This is a genomic window from Streptococcus sp. 1171_SSPC (genome assembly GCF_001069335.1).
Lineage (GTDB): Bacteria > Bacillota > Bacilli > Lactobacillales > Streptococcaceae > Streptococcus > Streptococcus xiaochunlingii.
Genome location: NZ_JWAK01000044.1, coordinates 23,730 through 40,872 on the forward strand (window position 1 = coordinate 23,730; position 17,143 = coordinate 40,872).

General features: G+C 44.0%; 17 protein-coding genes. 4 read left to right on the top strand and 13 right to left on the bottom strand.

The annotated features are described in order from the left end of the window. Positions 1-14 precede the first annotated feature (14 nt). The 9 genes from ADF75_RS09040 to mutL form a co-directional block, all read right to left on the bottom strand. Positions 15-566 carry a hypothetical protein gene (locus ADF75_RS09040; RefSeq protein WP_006595402.1) on the bottom strand — a complete coding sequence of 184 codons (552 nt, stop codon included), beginning with the start codon at positions 564-566 and terminating at the stop codon, positions 15-17. Between the two features lie 11 nt (positions 567-577). Further along, positions 578-1,171: an SP0191 family lipoprotein gene (locus tag ADF75_RS09045; protein ID WP_006595401.1), complete on the bottom strand. Its 594-nt coding sequence runs from the start codon at positions 1,169-1,171 to the stop codon at positions 578-580. Positions 1,172-1,355: 184 nt separating this feature from the next. Next, the gene (gene spx / locus ADF75_RS09055) at positions 1,356-1,754 is read right to left on the bottom strand and encodes a transcriptional regulator Spx (RefSeq protein ID WP_006595399.1); all 399 of its coding nucleotides are present in this window, start codon (positions 1,752-1,754) and stop codon (positions 1,356-1,358) included. Between the two features lie 87 nt (positions 1,755-1,841). Then, positions 1,842-2,984 (bottom strand): recombinase RecA, encoded by a 1,143-nt coding sequence (recA, locus tag ADF75_RS09060; RefSeq protein WP_048789891.1) that lies wholly within the window; start codon positions 2,982-2,984, stop codon positions 1,842-1,844. 47 nt (positions 2,985-3,031) lie between these two features. Further along, positions 3,032-4,300 (bottom strand): competence/damage-inducible protein A, encoded by a 1,269-nt coding sequence (locus tag ADF75_RS09065; protein WP_048789892.1) that lies wholly within the window; start codon positions 4,298-4,300, stop codon positions 3,032-3,034. Positions 4,301-4,383: 83 nt separating this feature from the next. Then, a complete protein-coding gene (locus tag ADF75_RS09070) occupies positions 4,384-4,950 on the bottom strand; it encodes a DNA-3-methyladenine glycosylase I (RefSeq protein ID WP_048789893.1) in 567 nt (188 codons plus the stop codon). Between the two features lies 1 nt (position 4,951). Further along, positions 4,952-5,521 (bottom strand): hypothetical protein, encoded by a 570-nt coding sequence (locus ADF75_RS09075; RefSeq protein WP_048789894.1) that lies wholly within the window; start codon positions 5,519-5,521, stop codon positions 4,952-4,954. Further along, positions 5,521-6,114 carry a Holliday junction branch migration protein RuvA gene (ruvA, locus tag ADF75_RS09080; protein WP_048789895.1) on the bottom strand — a complete coding sequence of 198 codons (594 nt, stop codon included), beginning with the start codon at positions 6,112-6,114 and terminating at the stop codon, positions 5,521-5,523. The genes ADF75_RS09075 and ruvA overlap by 1 nt, the downstream gene beginning before the upstream one ends. Before the next feature lie 20 nt (positions 6,115-6,134). Next, the gene (gene mutL, locus ADF75_RS09085; RefSeq protein WP_048789896.1) at positions 6,135-8,084 is read right to left on the bottom strand and encodes a DNA mismatch repair endonuclease MutL; all 1,950 of its coding nucleotides are present in this window, start codon (positions 8,082-8,084) and stop codon (positions 6,135-6,137) included. Between the two features lie 252 nt (positions 8,085-8,336). Here mutL and ADF75_RS09090 point away from each other — a divergent pair, with 252 nt between their 5' ends. After that, entirely contained in the window at positions 8,337-8,777 is a 441-nt protein-coding gene (locus ADF75_RS09090; protein ID WP_048789897.1) for a LytTR family DNA-binding domain-containing protein, read from the top strand. Beyond that, positions 8,771-9,229 carry a DUF3021 domain-containing protein gene (locus tag ADF75_RS09095; protein WP_048789898.1) on the top strand — a complete coding sequence of 153 codons (459 nt, stop codon included), beginning with the start codon at positions 8,771-8,773 and terminating at the stop codon, positions 9,227-9,229. The genes ADF75_RS09090 and ADF75_RS09095 overlap by 7 nt, the downstream gene beginning before the upstream one ends. 293 nt (positions 9,230-9,522) lie before the next feature. Here ADF75_RS09095 and ADF75_RS09100 read toward each other — a convergent pair whose 3' ends face one another. The 4 genes from ADF75_RS09100 to argR form a co-directional block, all read right to left on the bottom strand. Further along, positions 9,523-10,827, bottom strand: a complete 1,305-nt coding sequence (locus ADF75_RS09100) for an SPFH domain-containing protein (RefSeq protein ID WP_048789899.1) — start codon at positions 10,825-10,827, stop codon at positions 9,523-9,525. A 39-nt stretch (positions 10,828-10,866) separates the two neighbouring features. Continuing rightward, a complete protein-coding gene (locus tag ADF75_RS09105; protein WP_239665214.1) occupies positions 10,867-11,592 on the bottom strand; it encodes a zinc ribbon domain-containing protein in 726 nt (241 codons plus the stop codon). A gap of 149 nt (positions 11,593-11,741) precedes the next feature. After that, positions 11,742-14,285 carry a DNA mismatch repair protein MutS gene (mutS, locus tag ADF75_RS09110; protein ID WP_048789901.1) on the bottom strand — a complete coding sequence of 848 codons (2,544 nt, stop codon included), beginning with the start codon at positions 14,283-14,285 and terminating at the stop codon, positions 11,742-11,744. A gap of 106 nt (positions 14,286-14,391) precedes the next feature. Then, the gene (argR, locus tag ADF75_RS09115) at positions 14,392-14,835 is read right to left on the bottom strand and encodes an arginine repressor (RefSeq protein WP_048789902.1); all 444 of its coding nucleotides are present in this window, start codon (positions 14,833-14,835) and stop codon (positions 14,392-14,394) included. Positions 14,836-14,937: 102 nt separating this feature from the next. Here argR and argS point away from each other — a divergent pair, with 102 nt between their 5' ends. Next, on the top strand, positions 14,938-16,626 hold the full coding sequence (gene argS / locus ADF75_RS09120) for an arginine--tRNA ligase (RefSeq protein ID WP_006595387.1): 1,689 nt from the start codon (positions 14,938-14,940) through the stop codon (positions 16,624-16,626). A gap of 166 nt (positions 16,627-16,792) precedes the next feature. Further along, complete coding sequence (locus ADF75_RS09125; protein ID WP_006596982.1) at positions 16,793-17,038, top strand: hypothetical protein; 246 nt, start codon at positions 16,793-16,795, stop codon at positions 17,036-17,038. The last annotated feature ends 105 nt before the right edge of the window (positions 17,039-17,143 follow it).

Below are 17,143 nucleotides of genomic sequence, written 5' to 3' on the forward strand. Positions count from 1 at the left end.
ATTTTTCAATGGCTTTATTTGACTTCTTTAAAGCCATTCTTTTCCATATTTTTGATGAAGAGTGTTGGAGAGTAGGTTTTGATCATTTTGCAAATTTCTCCCAAGTCTTCACTGCTTTTAATATCATCGAAGTCTACTTTATCAGGATCAATCTCAATCTCAGAGACCATTGCTTCACCTGTCCAATCTGATGTCACGGTGATTCCATCGTAGTCTCTCAATTCATCAATGCCACCTTCTCCTTCATACCCCTCGATCAAGGCTTGTTTGGCACCTTCTTTATCATCCTCAGCATCGATCAACTTCTTGATTTCATCTTTGAATTCATCCGACACATGAGTCGCTAGTTTGATTGAAACTTTCTTGTATTTTTTTCCTTGGTAGGATACGGTCACTGTGATTTCCTGTTTGGCTACCTCGTCAGCCTCATTGATATCCCTGTCAAGCTTAAAGGTCCGAGTGATAACGCTATCTTTCGATAAGGACTTGCCCCCTTTTGATTGAGAATTCCCACAACCTACCAAGATAAGTAATCCAGCAACGACTAGTAATAGAAATTTTTTCATGTTTTTTCTCCTTATTCTTCTTTTGCTCCATTACGGAGTAGATTATTCATATATTCTGTTGGTGTCAGTTTCAATAAATCTGCAATATTGGCTGATTTGAAGTACTCTAACTCGACCGCTTTTTTAGTATCCAACTGGGTGAAATCATAAGTGATGACCGTTTGGTATTCATTTTCATTTGGCAAAGTCAGTTCAATGGTAAATCCTGGAAGAGTCCGCGCCTGTTGAAGTTTTTCATCCTTACCCATCGACTCTACCATCAATCGTTGGGCCTCTTCAAGACCAACTTCTTGAATAGCATTTTTCAATTCATCACTGACAGGAGTGGTATTGGTCATGACCAATTTTTGAAATTGTTCCCCTTGATAAGTGATGGTCTGCTCCTGGCGAATACCACTTTCATCTTTTGGAAGGACAAAGTGTTTAGTGAAAACTTGCTGTTCTTCCGCCTTCTCTAACAGATTTCGATTTTCTTTATTGAACGATTCAATTTTAGCACTGTTGGATTTTTGGACATTGGAAGAATCAGTTTTCCCATGTTTCTTCTGTCCACAAGCTGTCAGCGTCAGGAGCAAGACACCCAAACAAATAAGCTTCTTTTTCATGTTTTCTCCTTTGATAAGCTTCTATAAAGGGATTTTCCCCACAGAAGTATTGTACCATAGAATCCTCCTCAAAAACATTCTTACAAGCATTTTTTCGTGGATTCTTTGGCCGGATACAAAAGAAAAAGTCGAGATCCTGACATCTCGACTCTTCTCAGTAGCTAAACGATTGGCTTCTTGTTTCTTATAGGGCTGCTCTTAAGCGAGCCTCCGCATTTTCAACATTTCGTACAGAACGTGGTAAAAAGGCCCGAATATCATCTTCCTTATAACCAACTTGAAGCCGCTTGTTATCCACTAGGATAGGACTTTTCAAGATTCGTGGTGTTTCTAAGATGATATCGATGACTTCATTCATGCTGAGGTCTTCAATATCGACACCTAGATTTTTAGCGTATCGATTTTTTGAAGAAACGATACTTGCAATGCCATTTTCTGTTTTGGTCAAAATATCGAGTAATTCTTCTTTTGTAATTCCTTCTTTACCAAGGTTTTGTTCTTTATAGATCAACTGATGAGCATTTAGCCAAGTTTTGGCTTTTTTACAACTCGTGCAACTTGAAACTGTGTAAATTTTAATCATGTATGCACTCCTTTCGCCACACGATAATAACATTGTAGTATATTATACCATAAAAACCATCAGTCTTTCGACCTATTTTGAAAAAAATTACTCTTCAATCTCAATGGCATCATCAAGATCTAGTGTTACTTCTTCAAGAAGTGGGCTTTCAGCTACTTCATCTTGTGAAACTACAGCAGTGCCATCATCGATCAAACCGAAGCGCACTCGCACTTGGTGATCAATCTCATCAAAAATTTCTGGATGGTCTGCCAAGTATTTCTTAGCATTTTCAGAACCTTGGCCAATCTTCTCACCGTTATAAGAATACCAAGCCCCTGCTTTTTGGATCAAATCAAGGTCTGTTGCAATTTTTAGCAATTCGCCTGTACGTGAAATTCCTTCTCCATACATGATTTCAACCATGGCTTCTTTGAACGGTGGAGCCACCTTGTTCTTCACAACCTTGATCTTGGTTTCTTTACCAACGTTGGTATCTTTTTGGTCCCCAGTACCTTTGATTTGAGTATTTCCACGAACATCTAGACGAACAGAAGCGTAGAATTTCAGGGCACGACCACCAGGTGTGGTTTCTGGATTCCCAAACATGACCCCAACTTTTTCACGCAATTGGTTGATAAAGATAGCAATGGTCTTGGTCTTGTTGATTGAAGCTCCAAGCTTACGCATAGCCTGGCTCATCATCCGCGCTTGTAAACCAACGTGGCTGTCACCGATATCTCCATCGATTTCTGCGCGTGGAACCAAGGCAGCAACAGAGTCGATAACGACCAAGTCAACGGCACCAGAGTCGATCAATTTACCAGCAATTTCAAGTCCTTGTTCCCCTGAGTCTGGTTGAGACAAGAGGAGTTCATCAATATTAACCCCAAGAGCTGCTGCATAAGATGGATCCAAAGCGTGCTCGGCATCGATAAAGGCAGCAATGCCTCCTTCTTTCTGTGCTTGCGCTACTGCATGGAGGGCAACGGTTGTTTTACCAGATGATTCTGGACCATAGATTTCGATGATCCGACCTTTTGGATAACCACCAGCACCCAAGGCAATGTCAAGAGCCAAGGAACCAGAGCTCATGACTTGAACTTTTTGCTCTGCGCGTTCGCCCAGACGCATGATGGATCCTTTACCAAAGTCTTTTTCGATCAACTTTAGGGCATCATTGAGCGCTTTTTCACGCTCATCTCCAAATTTCTTAGAGATGTCATCTAATTTTTTCTGTTTTTTCGCCATTCTTTTCTCCTATATTCAAAGCGTAATGCTATACAAGCTTCTTATCATTATAGCAAATTTTCATCTAATAATACAGTCCGGCGTACCAGATTAAAGGCATGGAGGACTGCAACTTTACGAACATCCATACGACTCCGGCCAGCGATATTGACCTTGATCGATTGGACTCCTTTAGGACCTGCAATTCCAATAAAAACGGTCCCTGCTGGGTGATCTTCTAGGCTGTCTGGACCGGCAACACCTGTCAGACTGACTCCATAGTCAGCCCCTGTTAAGAGACGGGCTTGCGCTGCCATCCGCTCAGCTGTATGGGCAGAGACCACTCCATGTTCTTGCAACTCAGCTAGGGGGATTTGGAGCATTTTGCTCTTTTCCTCTATGCTGTAGGTGACGAAACCTCCTGGTAAGACTGCTGAGGCTCCTGAGAAATTAGCCAGAGTCGACTGGAACATCCCGGCCGTCAAGCTCTCTGCTGCGGTCAAAGTCAAGCCTCTCTCGCGTAAGAGTTCAAAAGCAACCTTGGCTAGGGAATTGTCATCACCATAGCCATAGAAGAGCTGGCTCAAGGCTTGACCATCTAAAGTCTCATGACGAAGGATCACTTGCTCCAACTGATCCAATTTCTGATTAGCCTGCTCTTGTGACGCAGCCTTGGTCGACAAGCGCAAGGTGACTTCTCCGGTCTTGGCATAAGGAGCCACCGTCGGGTCAGTCTGGCCATCAATCACATCGGCTAGAACGGTTACCAGCTGGCTTTCCCCGATTCCAAAGAAGCGCAAGACGCGTGAGTAGAGTTTTTCGCCTGTGGCTAGCAGAGGCACTAACTCATCAGTAACCATGGGTTTCAATTCACTAGGGGGGCCAGGCAAGACCACATAGCTAACGCCCTCTACTTCAATCAGCCCTCCCACTGCCAAACCAGTCAGATTTTGGAGCGGTGTTGAGCCTGTCACTATTTGCGCTTGTCTCAGATTGTTGGGAGTTCGGACATGGTCTGGCCGACTGGCAAAGAAGCGGTCCAACTTAGCCATTGCTTCGGAATCAAAGGTCAGGTCTTTACTTAAAAACTGGGCTAGGGTCTGCTTGGTCAGGTCGTCTTCGGTCGGTCCGAGGCCTCCCGTGAGGATGACAAGATCACTTCGATCACGCGCAATCGCAAGAACAGATAAGAGACGATCGGCATTATCTCCAACTGCAGTTTGGAAATAAACGTCGATTCCTAGACCGGCCAACTTTTCTGATAAGAATTGCGCATTGGTATTGACAATCTGTCCTGTGAGAATTTCGGTTCCCACTGCAATGATCTCTGCTTTCATAACGCCTCCACTTATACTATTCGTAATTTTTCTTCATTGTAACACAAAAATAGAAAAATCGTAGAAAAATTTTCTACGATGGATTAGCTATTCGGATTTTTCCAGTCACAATCATTCTCATGATCATTGACTAGGCCTGCTGCTTGTAGAAAGGATAAAACCGCGACTGGTCCGGTGAACTTAAAACCCCGCTTTTTGAGATCCTTGGATAATTTCTCAGATAAAGGCGTCTTAGCTGGTACTTGACTGTAATCTGGGACATCATTTACGATGGTTTCCCCATTGACAAAAGACCAAAGATAGGCATCAAATGATCCAAATTCTTCCTGGACTTGCAAAAAGGCTTGAGCATTGGCCCGTGTCGCAAAGATCTTGGCTCGATTGCGGATAATTGCTGGATTATCTAACAGAGCTTCCAGCTTCTCATCCGTCATCTCCGCGACACTTTGAAGGTGATAGCCATGAAAAGACTCTCGGAAAGCCTGCCGCTTATTGAGTACCGTTTCCCAAGATAATCCAGCCTGATAGGTCTCCATACAGAGCAACTCAAAAAGTTCTTGGTCTTCATGGAGAGGCTGTCCCCATTCCTCATCATGGTAGGCTACATAAAGCGGGTTGTTCATTTTAACCCAGCCACAACGTTTTGGCATCTTATTCTCCTATCTTTGAAACGTAGTCAGGCAAAGGAACAGTAGACTTATCCAATAAATTAATCCAACGATTAATATCTGGTGGCAGAGGGTTAAATCTCTCGTCCGTTTGATACCTTACACCATCATCTGTTTCTATTCCAGTTAATGTTTCAATCTGTTCTCGCAGCTGGTCTACAGACACCCAATTAGTCCAACCTTCAAATAAGCTTTCTGGAGCCATTGTTATCCCATACCATTCTTTAAACCATTCAATATAGTCTGCACCTAACAGGTAGAGTTTCTCGAAAGAACAAGATTCATCATTCACCTTTATACTTTCTACTATATTGTCATGATCTACTATGGCAATACTCGCACCACAAAATTCACAAGGAAGTGAGCCAACTTGACCATAGCGAGAACCGCTATGCAAGAATAATCCTGTTTGGCTCTGTTGACAATTTTTACAAAACAATGGAAAAACGGTGCAGTGTAGCCATAGTGTATCAATCTTCCCATTTTTAAACTTTATCTTGACATGGTTGCTACTGTTCTTTGCTTCAACTAGATTGATTCGGGCAATCCCCATTATTTCACCAACATCTTAAGGGCAGACTTGATATAGTTCTCTGCTGTATCCGTCGTGCCTTCGAAGAATTTCTTGATTTTCTTGAGTTCCGTTGCCTTGTAGCCCAAGGCTAACATGGCTTCCATAGCTTCTTCCAAGGCTTGGTTTTCTTCTGTTACTTTGGATTTGGACTGAGCCGGTGCATCTTCTAGGTCAAGATTGATCTTGCCTTCTAGGTCCAAGACCATCTGTTGGGCTGTTTTCTTGCCAATCTTCGGAAACTTGGTCAAGTAGGTGATGTTCTTGCTTTCGATGGCTTGGACAAGGCCTGCATTGTCATCTGCAGCGATAATAGCTAGAGCTGAGACAGGGCCAATCCCAGAGACTGAGATCAAGTTTAAAAAGAGCTGTTTCTCTTCTTCGGTCGCAAAGCCATAGAGAAGGTGAGCATCTTCACGGACCACTTGGTGCAGATAGACGTGCACCTCGTGATTCATTTTGCCAGAGTAGGCATAGGGATTGGCCACATGCAAAAGGTAGCCGATTCCAGATGTTTCTACCACGATGTATTTGGCAGTGATTTTCGTTAAAATTCCTTTAATGTATTCGTACATAATCTTCCTTTATTGTTTGTTTAATACTTGCCCAATTCCCGTAAACTGGTGTGATTTTCCTGAATGCGTCGGAACATCTTTTCCATATCCGACTTGGTAAAGTTAACCAAGACGGGACGGCCGTGGGGGCAGTTATAAGGGTTGTCACATTGGGACAGTTGGTAGATGAGATCACGTGCGGAGTAATCGTCCAGTGTGTGATTGGCCTTGATGGAGCGTTTGCAAGACATCATGATGGCCAACTCAGCCCGGTATTTCTTGATGGACACTTCCTTAGTCAAAAGGAGCATGTCACACATTTCGTAGATACCCGACTCGATCTCTTCTTCCTTCATCCAGATCGGATGCTCCCGCAAGATCAATTGGTTGGCTCCGTACTCTTCAAGATAAACTCCCACTTCTTCTAGGAGGTGTTTGCGCTGTTGCAAGCGGATCAGATCGTCTGCAGGGAACTCAAAGATATAAGGAACCAGCAGTTGTTGCTGACTGCCGTCTACGTCCCCAATGCTCTCCCGGTATTCTTCGTATTTGACCCGCTCTTGGGCCGCGTGCTGGTCAATGATGTAAAGACCCCCATTGCCTTGGGCAAAGAGATAGGTCCCATGCATCTGACCAAAATATTCCAACTCTGGGAAGGTCGAATGTTCTTCCCCTTCCAACTTGTCATAAGCCTTGTCTAGACTAGCTAGATCCAACTCTGGGTGGTCCAGTTGATCATACTGAGGCGCCTTTCGCTCCGCAAATTTGATGGCTGGTGATTTGGTCTCCTGATCTCCCTCTTCTGAGGCAAAGAGAACCGTTTGCTCTGGGGTCAATTCACCACTTGGCTGGGATTCCCCAACCTCTGGACGGACAAAGAAATCTCCCTTGTCTCGGTCGTAATAGAGGCTATTTTCTTTTAGAGGGAGGCTGGTCTGAACTGGCTTTTCTGTTCGACGAAGCGTCGACTTGGCCAGATTTTCCAGAGCATCTGGAATCAGATCTTGCTCTTTCAAAGCGGAGACAATGGCCTGGGAGATCAAGGCCATTAGTTCTCGTTCTTTAGAAATACGCACCTCTTGCTTGGTCGGGTGGACATTGACATCAGCTAGATAGGGGTCAATCTGGATATTAATCACCGCTATCGGGAAGCGTCCGACCATGAGTTTACTGCCGTAGCCATCCAAGATGGCCCGATTGAGCAAGAAATTCTTGATGTAACGACCATTGATAAAGAGGCTGATGTAGTTGCGATTGGCCCGGGTCAGTTCTGGCAAAGAGACAAAACCGGACACTTCAAAGTCCAAATCACCTGTCTCGATGGCAACCATTTTCTTGGCAGTAGCGAGGCCGTAGACTCCTGCGATGGCCTGGTGGAGATTCCCCGTCCCTGCCGTCCGCGTCATTTCATGGCCGTCATTGATCAAGGTAAAGGCAATCTCTGGATGGGCCAGACTCAGGCGGTTGAGAATGTCGACGATATGGGACAACTCTGCCTGTTGGCTCTTCATATATTTGAGGCGGGCTGGTGTATTGAAAAAGATGTCCTCAACTGTGATTTTTGTCCCAACAGGGCTAGTCGCCGGCTCAAGAGAAGTGATTTCGCCCCCTTTAGCCTCTAGCTTTGTCCCATGACTAGCTCCTTCCTGAGCTGTCAGGATGGTCAGGACACTGACAGAGGCAATAGACGGCAAGGCCTCGCCACGGAAGCCTAGGGTCCGAATGCGAAAGAGGTCGGCTTGACTCTTGATCTTACTAGTGGCATGGCGACGAAGGGCTAATTCCACTTCCTCATGGGCAATCCCTTGTCCATTATCCGTGATTTGAATGCTCTTTAAGCCAGCTTCTTCGATCTCTACGACAATCTGACTAGCTCCCGCATCGATGGAGTTTTCAACCAGTTCCTTGACCACACTAGCAGGGCGCTCAATGACCTCACCGGCAGCGATCTGATTGGCTAGAATTTCTGGTAATTCGATAATCTGTGACATAGCTTCCCCTCTTATGTTTTATACGCGCATAGGTAGAACTATTATACCATATCTACAAGGAAGCCCTCCCTTTATAAAACCTTGTGCTCCAGCTCCATTAAAGATACCGTCTTCTACCAGATAAACAGACAAACTGACCGAATATGCGAAAAGCCTTGTCTTGATGCCTGAAAAAGTGTTTAATAGACTTGTAAGCAAGAAGTCCTGCTAGCGGATCGCTTACTTGACGTCAATATGTTAGAAGGGATTTGTATGAAAGTAACAGTTACCATTGACCCCCATTTTCAAGAAGAAGGCGTAGCCATCACAGCGCCACAACCTAGCGAACGCATCCAGAAAGTCCAACAATTCATTGAGGAATTGGACCAAAAGGAACGCTTGCGAGCGAAAAAGGAGGGCGAAACCTATCTTGTAGAGACTCACTTGTTTCATCGGTTCTATATTGAAAACCGTCAAGTCGTTGGGGAAACAAAGGATGACCACTTCATCCTCACCGGCCCCCTCTACCAACTCTATGAAGACTTGCCCATCTACTTTTTAAAAATTTCCCAATCTGAAATTATCAATACCAAAGAAATCGATCATCTGCATTTTACCAGCAGCGGATCGGTCCAAATCAATCTGAAAAACGGGACCATCACCTATTCGTCTCGTCGCTATTTAAAAGCTATTAAGGAGAAATTATCATGTTAAAGACTCATCTATCGAATGCCTCTAAAGGCATCTTCATCGGCCTTACCCTCTCTATCGTCTTTTCTTTCCTAAACTCACCTTCCACTTACATGCCTCTCAGTCCAAGTTCAGGCGTTGGACAATGGATGCAAGCCCACGACGTGCATGGATCCCTTGTCATGCTCTATTGTATCCTTATATGGGCTGGCATCGGCTTGCTCTTCAGCTTAGGAAAAAACCTGTTCAACAAAGACTGGAGCCTCCTCCGTGCGACCCTCAGCCACTACCTTTTGATGCTCTTTGGTTTTCTACCCTTAGCAACCCTAGGAGGCTGGTTCCCAGTCCAAATCAGCTTCTACATCTCCGTCATTATAGAATTTAGTCTTGTCTACTTGGTTATCTGGGCTGTTTCTTATCGCATTTACAAGAAAAAAGTAGACGAGATCAACCAACAGTTGCAAGGGAAAGCCTGAGGAATATAAAAAAACAGTTCAAAATGAACTGTTTAGATTGAAGATAAAATATCCTGAAAAACTTTCCTTAGGTGAGGACGGACGTCAGCGAACTTCTTCGTAGTTCCATGACTAATTATTGAGCCTAAGGTCTCAATAATTCCGAGTGCCTGAAACAACTATGTTTCAGGCACTTTTCTCACCGCGGAAAGTTTTAATATATTCAGAATTGATTCTAATCATTAAAAATCATTTTTCTTTACAGAATGACTTTATTCTGTTACGAAAAATAGTTTATCTACATTCTCCTATGCTTACTTTACTGGAGGAATTGGTGGCATAAATAAATCTTTCAAATCATCTACGGAGTCTGCTTTCATCCATTCTGGCATTCCTTGTTTCCAGACTAGACTTGAAGGTAACAACTGCCCTGATAGAGCCATTTGCGTCAAAGCATTCTTATCAAAAGGTCCAGATGTTTGTCCATTAACAGCTATGTGATAGGCGGTTGTAGGTAGGGGTGGCGGTGTCATTCCCATCTGTGGCTGCGTATTAGCCATCATATTATTCATCGTTCCGGCAATATTCTGGCCTACAGCACCACCAACCGCCATACCTGCCATCATTGCAGCAGGATTAAAACCTGCATCTCCTCCCAAAGAAACAGTACCTGAACCAGCAGAGCCCATTTGTCCTAATGCTTCAGCGCCAGCAATACCAACCTCTGTTTGTTTCTCAATTTGGAAGGCACCTAAATTTGAAGACTGCGTCTGTTTATGCTGTGCATATTGCCCTTCTTCACGCTGAATACGAATTCGCTCAACATAATCAGTTGTCTCAGCTTCGATTTTAGCCGTTGTGACATCTTTAGTAACGGAAATAAGCTGTCGATAACCTTCACTTGCCTTATCAACTTCTATTGACGCAATATCAACATTTGAAACAGTGACACCAAAAGTAGCTTCCAATCTATCTATGACATCACTTTCAAGAGCATCATTTATTACAGCAATTTTATTCTCAAGTTTAATGACAGGAATGTTATGTTCCGCAGGAGCATTCGCAACAATATTTTTAGTATATCGAGCTACTGCATCCTTAATTTGTTTTTGAAAATCATTAAGATTAAATGTTTGAAGTCGATGGAGCTTGATAAATTCCTTATAATCAGAAATTTTAAAGCTAATTGTTCCTCGAACTGCAACAGGAACACCAAAATCTAAAAACCTTGGATCATAGACATCAAAAAATGGCACTGCAAATTTCACTTGGATAAGTTGCGCAAGATTGATGAAATAAACTTCTGCTTGGAAGGGTGTCCCACCGTCATAAGCCGCACCTACTATGCTTGCTAAAACGGGAAAGTTCGATGTCTTAATAGTCTGGTCATAAGGACCTAAAATATAATCTTGTATCGTCCCGTCTTTTTGCTTATATACAAAGACGGCAACTTCTCCATCTTTAACACGTAACGAGGACCCCCAGCGGATAGCATTTTCTCGATCGCCTGCACCTTGTGGAACACCTCTAGGATGCCATTTCCATATCAAATATGACGGTTCATCACAACGGATTTCATCCATGAAACCGCCTGTTTTATTCATACCAAATACTTTCATACCCTTCTCCTATAACTTTTCAATATTTAAACATGTTGTTTATTTTCTTTTTCTCCAAGGAAGAAGTAGAAACGACCCAATTATTAAAAACATTGCAGGTATTGAAAAAATAAGTACAAGAGCATTCCCTTCACCCAATGCATTTTCCAATAGCTTTGCTATTAAACCTAAAATTACTCCGATAGTAAAAGTTATAAGGAATTGCAATTTTTTGGAATTCTTAACAGTTGCAACCAAAACTTTTTGTTTTTTATGTTTTTGAGTCTGAGTGTACAACTGATGAATATAGTGAAATTCTTGAGTATTCCCAAAGGAAAGTGTTGCCTTCTGATAAGCTTGTTGTAGCTTTGCATCCCAAGCTTCATAATCATAATCATACGAATTCATATTTGAAATCGCTAGAATGACAAATTCGTATATATCTTCTTTTGTATTTGGAATATAGAAATTTCGAATGATACTAATTTTTTGCTCTGCACTTTCAGCCAACTCTAATTTGGTTGCTAATTCATCCACTCTGCTCTTGCTCTTTGATCCTCTTAGCTCATAGCCACAGCTTGGACACGAAGACATAAAGGAGTTTAGCATCTCAGCACAATTTGGACACTTATGGAGCTCTCCATCATAGACTGATTTCCTCTGTTCCGATTCCGTGTGCGCTTCTCCTATTGCTACACCACAACCACTACAAAAATGAGCACCTTCAGCGAGTGCATGTCCACAATTTATGCAAAAACCCATTTCATTTTTTCTCCATTTTCCCATTTAACGCCAAAAAGTGTCGGCGATATGGTTTCATTATACCGCTTTTTCACAGCTCTGTAAATCCATTTTTACCCTTTAACAAAAGCATTCTAAGCGGTTACAAGAATTTATACAAAATAGAGCTTGACCAATTCATCAAGCTCTATTTTTTAGATTCTCTTTTTCATCTCAGCAACTGTCATCATGACTTCCATCGGGGTCATGTTGTAGATATCGAGATTCTTCAACTCTTCTAAGACAGGGTGGGAGGAAGTTGCTTCAAACAAGGACATCTGTTCTCCGACCTGTGGAGAGGATTCTTGTGTTGGGTGTGCCATCGGCACTTCTTGGCTTTGGCCTTCTAGTTGGCTCAAGATAGCATCCGCCCGCTGCAAGAGATCGCTTGGCAGGCCTGCAATCTTGGCCACATGGATCCCATAGGATTTATCCGCTGGTCCCTCTTCAATCCGGTGCAAGAAGGTCACTTGGCCATCCTTCTCCAAGGTTGCGACGTGGACATTGCGCAAGCGAGATAGGGTCTGCTCCAGATCGGTCAACTCATGGTAGTGGGTGGCAAAGAGCGTTTTGGCCCCTGTCCGGTCATGGATGTATTCGATGATGGCTTGAGCCAGAGCCATCCCATCATAGGTCGCCGTCCCCCGTCCCAACTCATCAAACAAGATAAGAGAAGCCGGAGTCGCTTGGCGAATGGCATTGTTGGCCTCCATCATCTCAACCATAAAGGTCGATTGGCCGGACACCAAGTCATCTGCAGCCCCAATCCGGGTATAAATAGCATCAAAGAGAGGGAGGGTCGCCGCCTGAGCCGGTACAAAGGAGCCAAGCTGAGCCATAATGACAATGATGGCCAACTGGCGCATATAGGTGGACTTCCCGCTCATATTGGGCCCCGTAATCAACTGGATATCACAGGTCTCATCCATGGAAATGCTGTTGGGGATGTAGCTTTGAACCCCCATCACCTTCTCAACAACTGGGTGACGCCCCTTCTCAATCCGGATATCACGCGCCTCTTGAAAGACTGGCCGGGTCAGTTGTTGTCTTTCAGCTACACAGGCCAACCCTTGCAAGACGTCCACCGTTGCTAGAGCTTGGGCTAGGGACTGCAGGCGCTGGATGTACTTGCCGACTTCCTCTCTGATCCGTAGGAAAATCGCATACTCTAGGCTAGTCGACTGTTCCCGAGCTTCTAGCATCTCCCCTTCAATCCGAGCCAGTTCCTCTGTCCCAAAGCGCTCAGAATTTTTCAAGGTTGCCTTGCGGAAGAAATGAGCTGGTACACGGGATAATTGGGAATTGGTCACATGGAAATAATAGCCATCTTTTTTATTGTAGTCAATTTTAAGTCCGGTGATGCCACTGGCTTCCCGTTCTTTGGCTTCGATCTCTGCAATCCAGCCGGTCCCTTCCCGGAGGACGACACGGTACTGATCCAGAGTTGGGTCAAAGCCGGTACGGATGATATTGCCTTCTGTCAGAACGATAGGGGCATCCGGGTCAATCGCTGCCTCGATAAGACGGCAAAGCTCTGGCAGCTCATCTAACTGGGCGACGAGGAGGTCTAGCACCGACTCTCCCATCTCGACCAAGAGCGATTTGATCAAGGGTACATGGCGCAGGGTTTCGCCCAACTGCAAGAGGTCCTTGGGAGTGGTCTTACCAAAGGAAACCCGACTGGCCAAACGCTCGATGTCATAGACACCCTTGAGACGATCTGCCAGATCACTTCGCTCAAAGAAATGATCCAAGAAGACTTGGATAATCTCTTGGCGTTCTTCGATCCGATGGCGATCCATCAAAGGCTTCTGGATCCAAGCCCGCAAGAGACGGCCTCCCATAGCTGTCTTGCTTTCATCTAAGAGCCAGTAGAGACTGCCATGTTTTTTGCCAGTCCGAGCATTTTCTGTCAAGTCCAAACTCGCCTTGGTCGCATAATCCATCTGCAAGAAATCACGGACTTCATAGTGATGGGCAGGCTTGATATGGTGGAGTTCCCGCTTCTGGGTTTCCTGGACATATTGGAGCAGGCCTCCTGCCGCTATTCTCTCCAAATGAGTCAATTCAGCCCCTAAAAGTTGGACATCCTCCGCCACTTCTGAAATAGGGGAGAGCAAGAGGTTCATTTGGCCAAGAAGGACTCTTTCTTCCATTTCTGACAAGGAGTAGGTCAGGACAATCTCCCGCGCCCGTAGGTTGCGGATCTCCCCACAGACCATGGCAAAATCATTCAGACTAGTGACCTGAAACTCCCCGGTCACTAGGTCCATATAGGCAAGGCCATAGTCCGTCTCATCATGAGAAAAGGCTACCAGGAAGTTGTTGGCGCTGTCTGGCTTGGTCGAATCGACAACGGTCCCCGGAGTAATGACTTGGACCACTTCCCGTTTGACCACACCGACGGCTTGCTTGGGATCTTCCATCTGCTCTGCAATAGCCACCTTATAGCCTTTTTCGATCAAGACATCGATGTACTGCTGGGCCGAATGATAGGGAACTCCAGCCATGGGAATCGGATTTTCTGCATTTTTATTCCGAGAGGTCAAAGAAATCTCTAAAATCTGTGCTGCATTGACGGCATCTTCATAAAAGAGCTCGTAAAAATCCCCCATCCGAAAGAGCAAAAAAGCATCCGGATAGTCTTTTTTGATATCTAGGTATTGCTGCATGCCAGGTGATATTTTTTCTGCTGCCATATCGTTCCTTTTCTATATCATTGTATTCATTCTGAGTGCTTACTCCAACTCTAAACTGACATAAAAGGAGGGCCGATCCCTTTCTGGACTGGTCCCTCGCCCTTGACTAGTGACTAGAATGTTGGAGAATGGTCTGCTGGACTGTTTGTGCTACTTCTTGATCCTTGCAAACAATTAAGAGGGTATTGGCCCCTGCGACGGTGCCAAGGATTTGATCATCCAAGATCTCATCGACTGCGTTGGCTAAAATAGCCGCTTCTCCCAGCTCCGTCCGAACAACCAGTGTGAACTCCGCTCTCGAGACCACTTGTGCATATTGAGCAATCAGTCTAAAAATATCTGTTCGATTCGGTTCGTCTGCTAATTTATAATAGAGGCCACCCTTTTCTTTTACCTTGATCAGGCCGATTTCTCGTAGGTCTCTGGATAAGGTTGTCTGGGTCACTCCCGCCCCTCTTTGATCTAGGCGGTCTTGAATGTCTTTTTGCGTCGATAACTTCTCATGTTGAATAATTTCTCGAATCAAAAGCTGACGTTCATCTTTTTTCATTTTTGCTCCACTTTTGAATAATTATACTTTGATTATACCAAAAAGTTTGAAGAAAGGCCGAATTTTGTGATAGAATAGTAACAAAAGACCAAAGGAGCTACTATGAATCATAAAGAACTTATTGCAAGTGAATTGGCAAAAGTCATTGAAGGCTTAGACCAAGAAACTATCTTAAATTTACTAGAGCAACCAAAATCTTCAGACCTCGGAGATATCGCCTTTCCTGCCTTTTCTTTGGCTAAAATCGAACGCAAAGCTCCTCAAGCGATTGCTGCTGATATTGCGGAAAAAATCGATGCCTCTCACTTTGAAAAAGTCGTTGCAACTGGTCCTTACGTAAACTTCTTCTTAGATAAATCACAAATCTCTGATCAAGTCATCAAAGCGGTTATCCAAGCAGGTGCAGACTACGGTCAGCAAGATGAAGGACATGGAGGAAATATTACCATCGACCTTTCTAGTCCAAATATTGCAAAACCTTTCTCAGTTGGTCATTTGCGCTCAACCGTTATCGGAGATGCTCTTTCAAATATCTTCCGCAAAATGGGCTACAACACCATTAAAATCAACCACTTGGGAGACTGGGGTAAACAATTTGGTCTCTTGATGGTCGCTTATAAAAAATGGGGTAGCAAGGAAGCTGTCGAAGCCAATCCAATCGATGAATTGTTGAAACTCTATGTCCGCATCAATGCCGAAATTGAAAACGATCCTGCTTTGGATGAGGAAGGACGTCTCTGGTTCAAGAAATTGGAAGATGGAGATCCAGAAGCAACTGAATTGTGGCAATGGTTCCGTGACGAGAGCTTGGTAGAATTCAACCGTATCTACAAACTCCTCGGTGTTGAATTTGACAGCTTAAACGGAGAAGCTTTCTACAATGACAAGATGGATGAAGCTGTCCAAATCCTTGAAGAAAAAGGCTTATTGAAAGAGTCTAAGGGAGCTAGCATCGTTGAGTTGGATGATGTCAACCTTCCACCAGCTATGATTAAGAAATCAGACGGTGCCACTCTTTACATCACGCGTGATATCGCAACCGCTATCTACCGTGCACGGACTTACAACTTTGTGAAAAACATCTATGCTGTCGGTCAAGAACAATCCAACCACTTCCGTCAGTTGAAAGCTGTTTTGAAGAAAATGGGATTTGACTGGAGCGACGATATGATCCACGTTGACTTTGGTTTGGTCACAAAGAATCGCCAAAAATTGTCAACTCGTAAAGGAAATATCATCCTGCTCGAACCAACCCTTCAAGAAGCGATCTCTCGTGCCAAAGCGCAGATCGAAGAAAAGAACCCTGAACTTGAAAACAAGGAAGAAGTGGCACATGCAGTCGGTGTTGGTGCCGTTAAGTTCTACGACTTGAAGACAGACCGTCGCAACGGGTATGACTTTGACCTTGAAGCCATGGTATCCTTCGAAGGAGAAACTGGACCGTACGTTCAATACGCATACGCACGTATCCAATCCATCCTTCGCAAAGCCAACTTCACACCATCTGCAGATGCAACATACAGCTTGAGCGATCCTGAAAGCTGGGAAATCATCAAACTTCTCCAAGACTTTGCTCGTGTCGTGAAACGTGCTGCTGAAAACTATGATCCATCCTTGATTGCAAAATATGCCATCAACTTGGCTCAAGCCTTCAACAAGTACTATGCTCACACTCGTATCTTGGATGAAAGCCCAGAACGCGATAGCCGCCTTGCTCTTAGCTACTCAACAGCAGTAGTCTTGAAAGAAGCGCTTCGTCTATTGGGTGTCGAAGCACCTGAGAAAATGTAATATCTTCCTTACTTTTTGATAGGAAACCATCTCTTTTAGGAGTGAGAGGAATCGCTAAATAAATCTTATTTAGTTCCATCTCACTCCTTTTCTTATGTTAAACACACCTATATTTTTAGGGATTATCGCTTCCCTTTATCCATTATCTTACCCTCTGGAGAACCCCATGAATCAAACTGTTTATATTCTTATTTTAGTTAGTCTGCTTATTCTCTTTTTAATCAATAAATACGAGAGAGAAAAACTGCAAAAGATTTTACAAGAGCAACTCTTAAAAGATGAAGCCTTCAAAGCAAGCATCAAGGAACAAATCCAAACGACGGAAAACATCAACGATGTCATCCACGCCATCAATAAGGACTATCGCCTCGGCCTCTTGCTCTCAAAAGAAATCACAGATCAATTAAAATAAGCCCTAAAAGAGGAGTCATACAAAATATGACCCCACTCTCTTCAACCGCAACAAATAAGAGAGTGGGACAGAAATCGGTAATTCGTTAGAATTCGATTTCGTCGT

Excerpts from the sequence above, each read along its gene's own strand:
- mutS (WP_048789901.1), bottom strand. The coding sequence starts at position 14,285 with ATGGCAGCAGAAAAAATATCACCTGGCATGCAGCAATACCTAGATATC.
- mutL (WP_048789896.1), bottom strand. The coding sequence starts at position 8,084 with ATGTCACAGATTATCGAATTACCAGAAATTCTAGCCAATCAGATCGCT.
- argS (WP_006595387.1), top strand. The coding sequence starts at position 14,938 with ATGAATCATAAAGAACTTATTGCAAGTGAATTGGCAAAAGTCATTGAA.
- ADF75_RS09095 (WP_048789898.1), top strand. The coding sequence starts at position 8,771 with ATGTTAAAGACTCATCTATCGAATGCCTCTAAAGGCATCTTCATCGGC.
- ADF75_RS09070 (WP_048789893.1), bottom strand. The coding sequence starts at position 4,950 with ATGCCAAAACGTTGTGGCTGGGTTAAAATGAACAACCCGCTTTATGTA.
- ADF75_RS09105 (WP_239665214.1), bottom strand. The coding sequence starts at position 11,592 with ATGGGAAAATGGAGAAAAAATGAAATGGGTTTTTGCATAAATTGTGGA.
- ADF75_RS09090 (WP_048789897.1), top strand. The coding sequence starts at position 8,337 with ATGAAAGTAACAGTTACCATTGACCCCCATTTTCAAGAAGAAGGCGTA.
- ADF75_RS09100 (WP_048789899.1), bottom strand. The coding sequence starts at position 10,827 with ATGAAAGTATTTGGTATGAATAAAACAGGCGGTTTCATGGATGAAATC.
- recA (WP_048789891.1), bottom strand. The coding sequence starts at position 2,984 with ATGGCGAAAAAACAGAAAAAATTAGATGACATCTCTAAGAAATTTGGA.
- ADF75_RS09065 (WP_048789892.1), bottom strand. The coding sequence starts at position 4,300 with ATGAAAGCAGAGATCATTGCAGTGGGAACCGAAATTCTCACAGGACAG.
- argR (WP_048789902.1), bottom strand. The coding sequence starts at position 14,835 with ATGAAAAAAGATGAACGTCAGCTTTTGATTCGAGAAATTATTCAACAT.
- ADF75_RS09125 (WP_006596982.1), top strand. The coding sequence starts at position 16,793 with ATGAATCAAACTGTTTATATTCTTATTTTAGTTAGTCTGCTTATTCTC.
- ADF75_RS09040 (WP_006595402.1), bottom strand. The coding sequence starts at position 566 with ATGAAAAAATTTCTATTACTAGTCGTTGCTGGATTACTTATCTTGGTA.
- ADF75_RS09075 (WP_048789894.1), bottom strand. The coding sequence starts at position 5,521 with ATGGGGATTGCCCGAATCAATCTAGTTGAAGCAAAGAACAGTAGCAAC.
- spx (WP_006595399.1), bottom strand. The coding sequence starts at position 1,754 with ATGATTAAAATTTACACAGTTTCAAGTTGCACGAGTTGTAAAAAAGCC.
- ruvA (WP_048789895.1), bottom strand. The coding sequence starts at position 6,114 with ATGTACGAATACATTAAAGGAATTTTAACGAAAATCACTGCCAAATAC.
- ADF75_RS09045 (WP_006595401.1), bottom strand. The coding sequence starts at position 1,171 with ATGAAAAAGAAGCTTATTTGTTTGGGTGTCTTGCTCCTGACGCTGACA.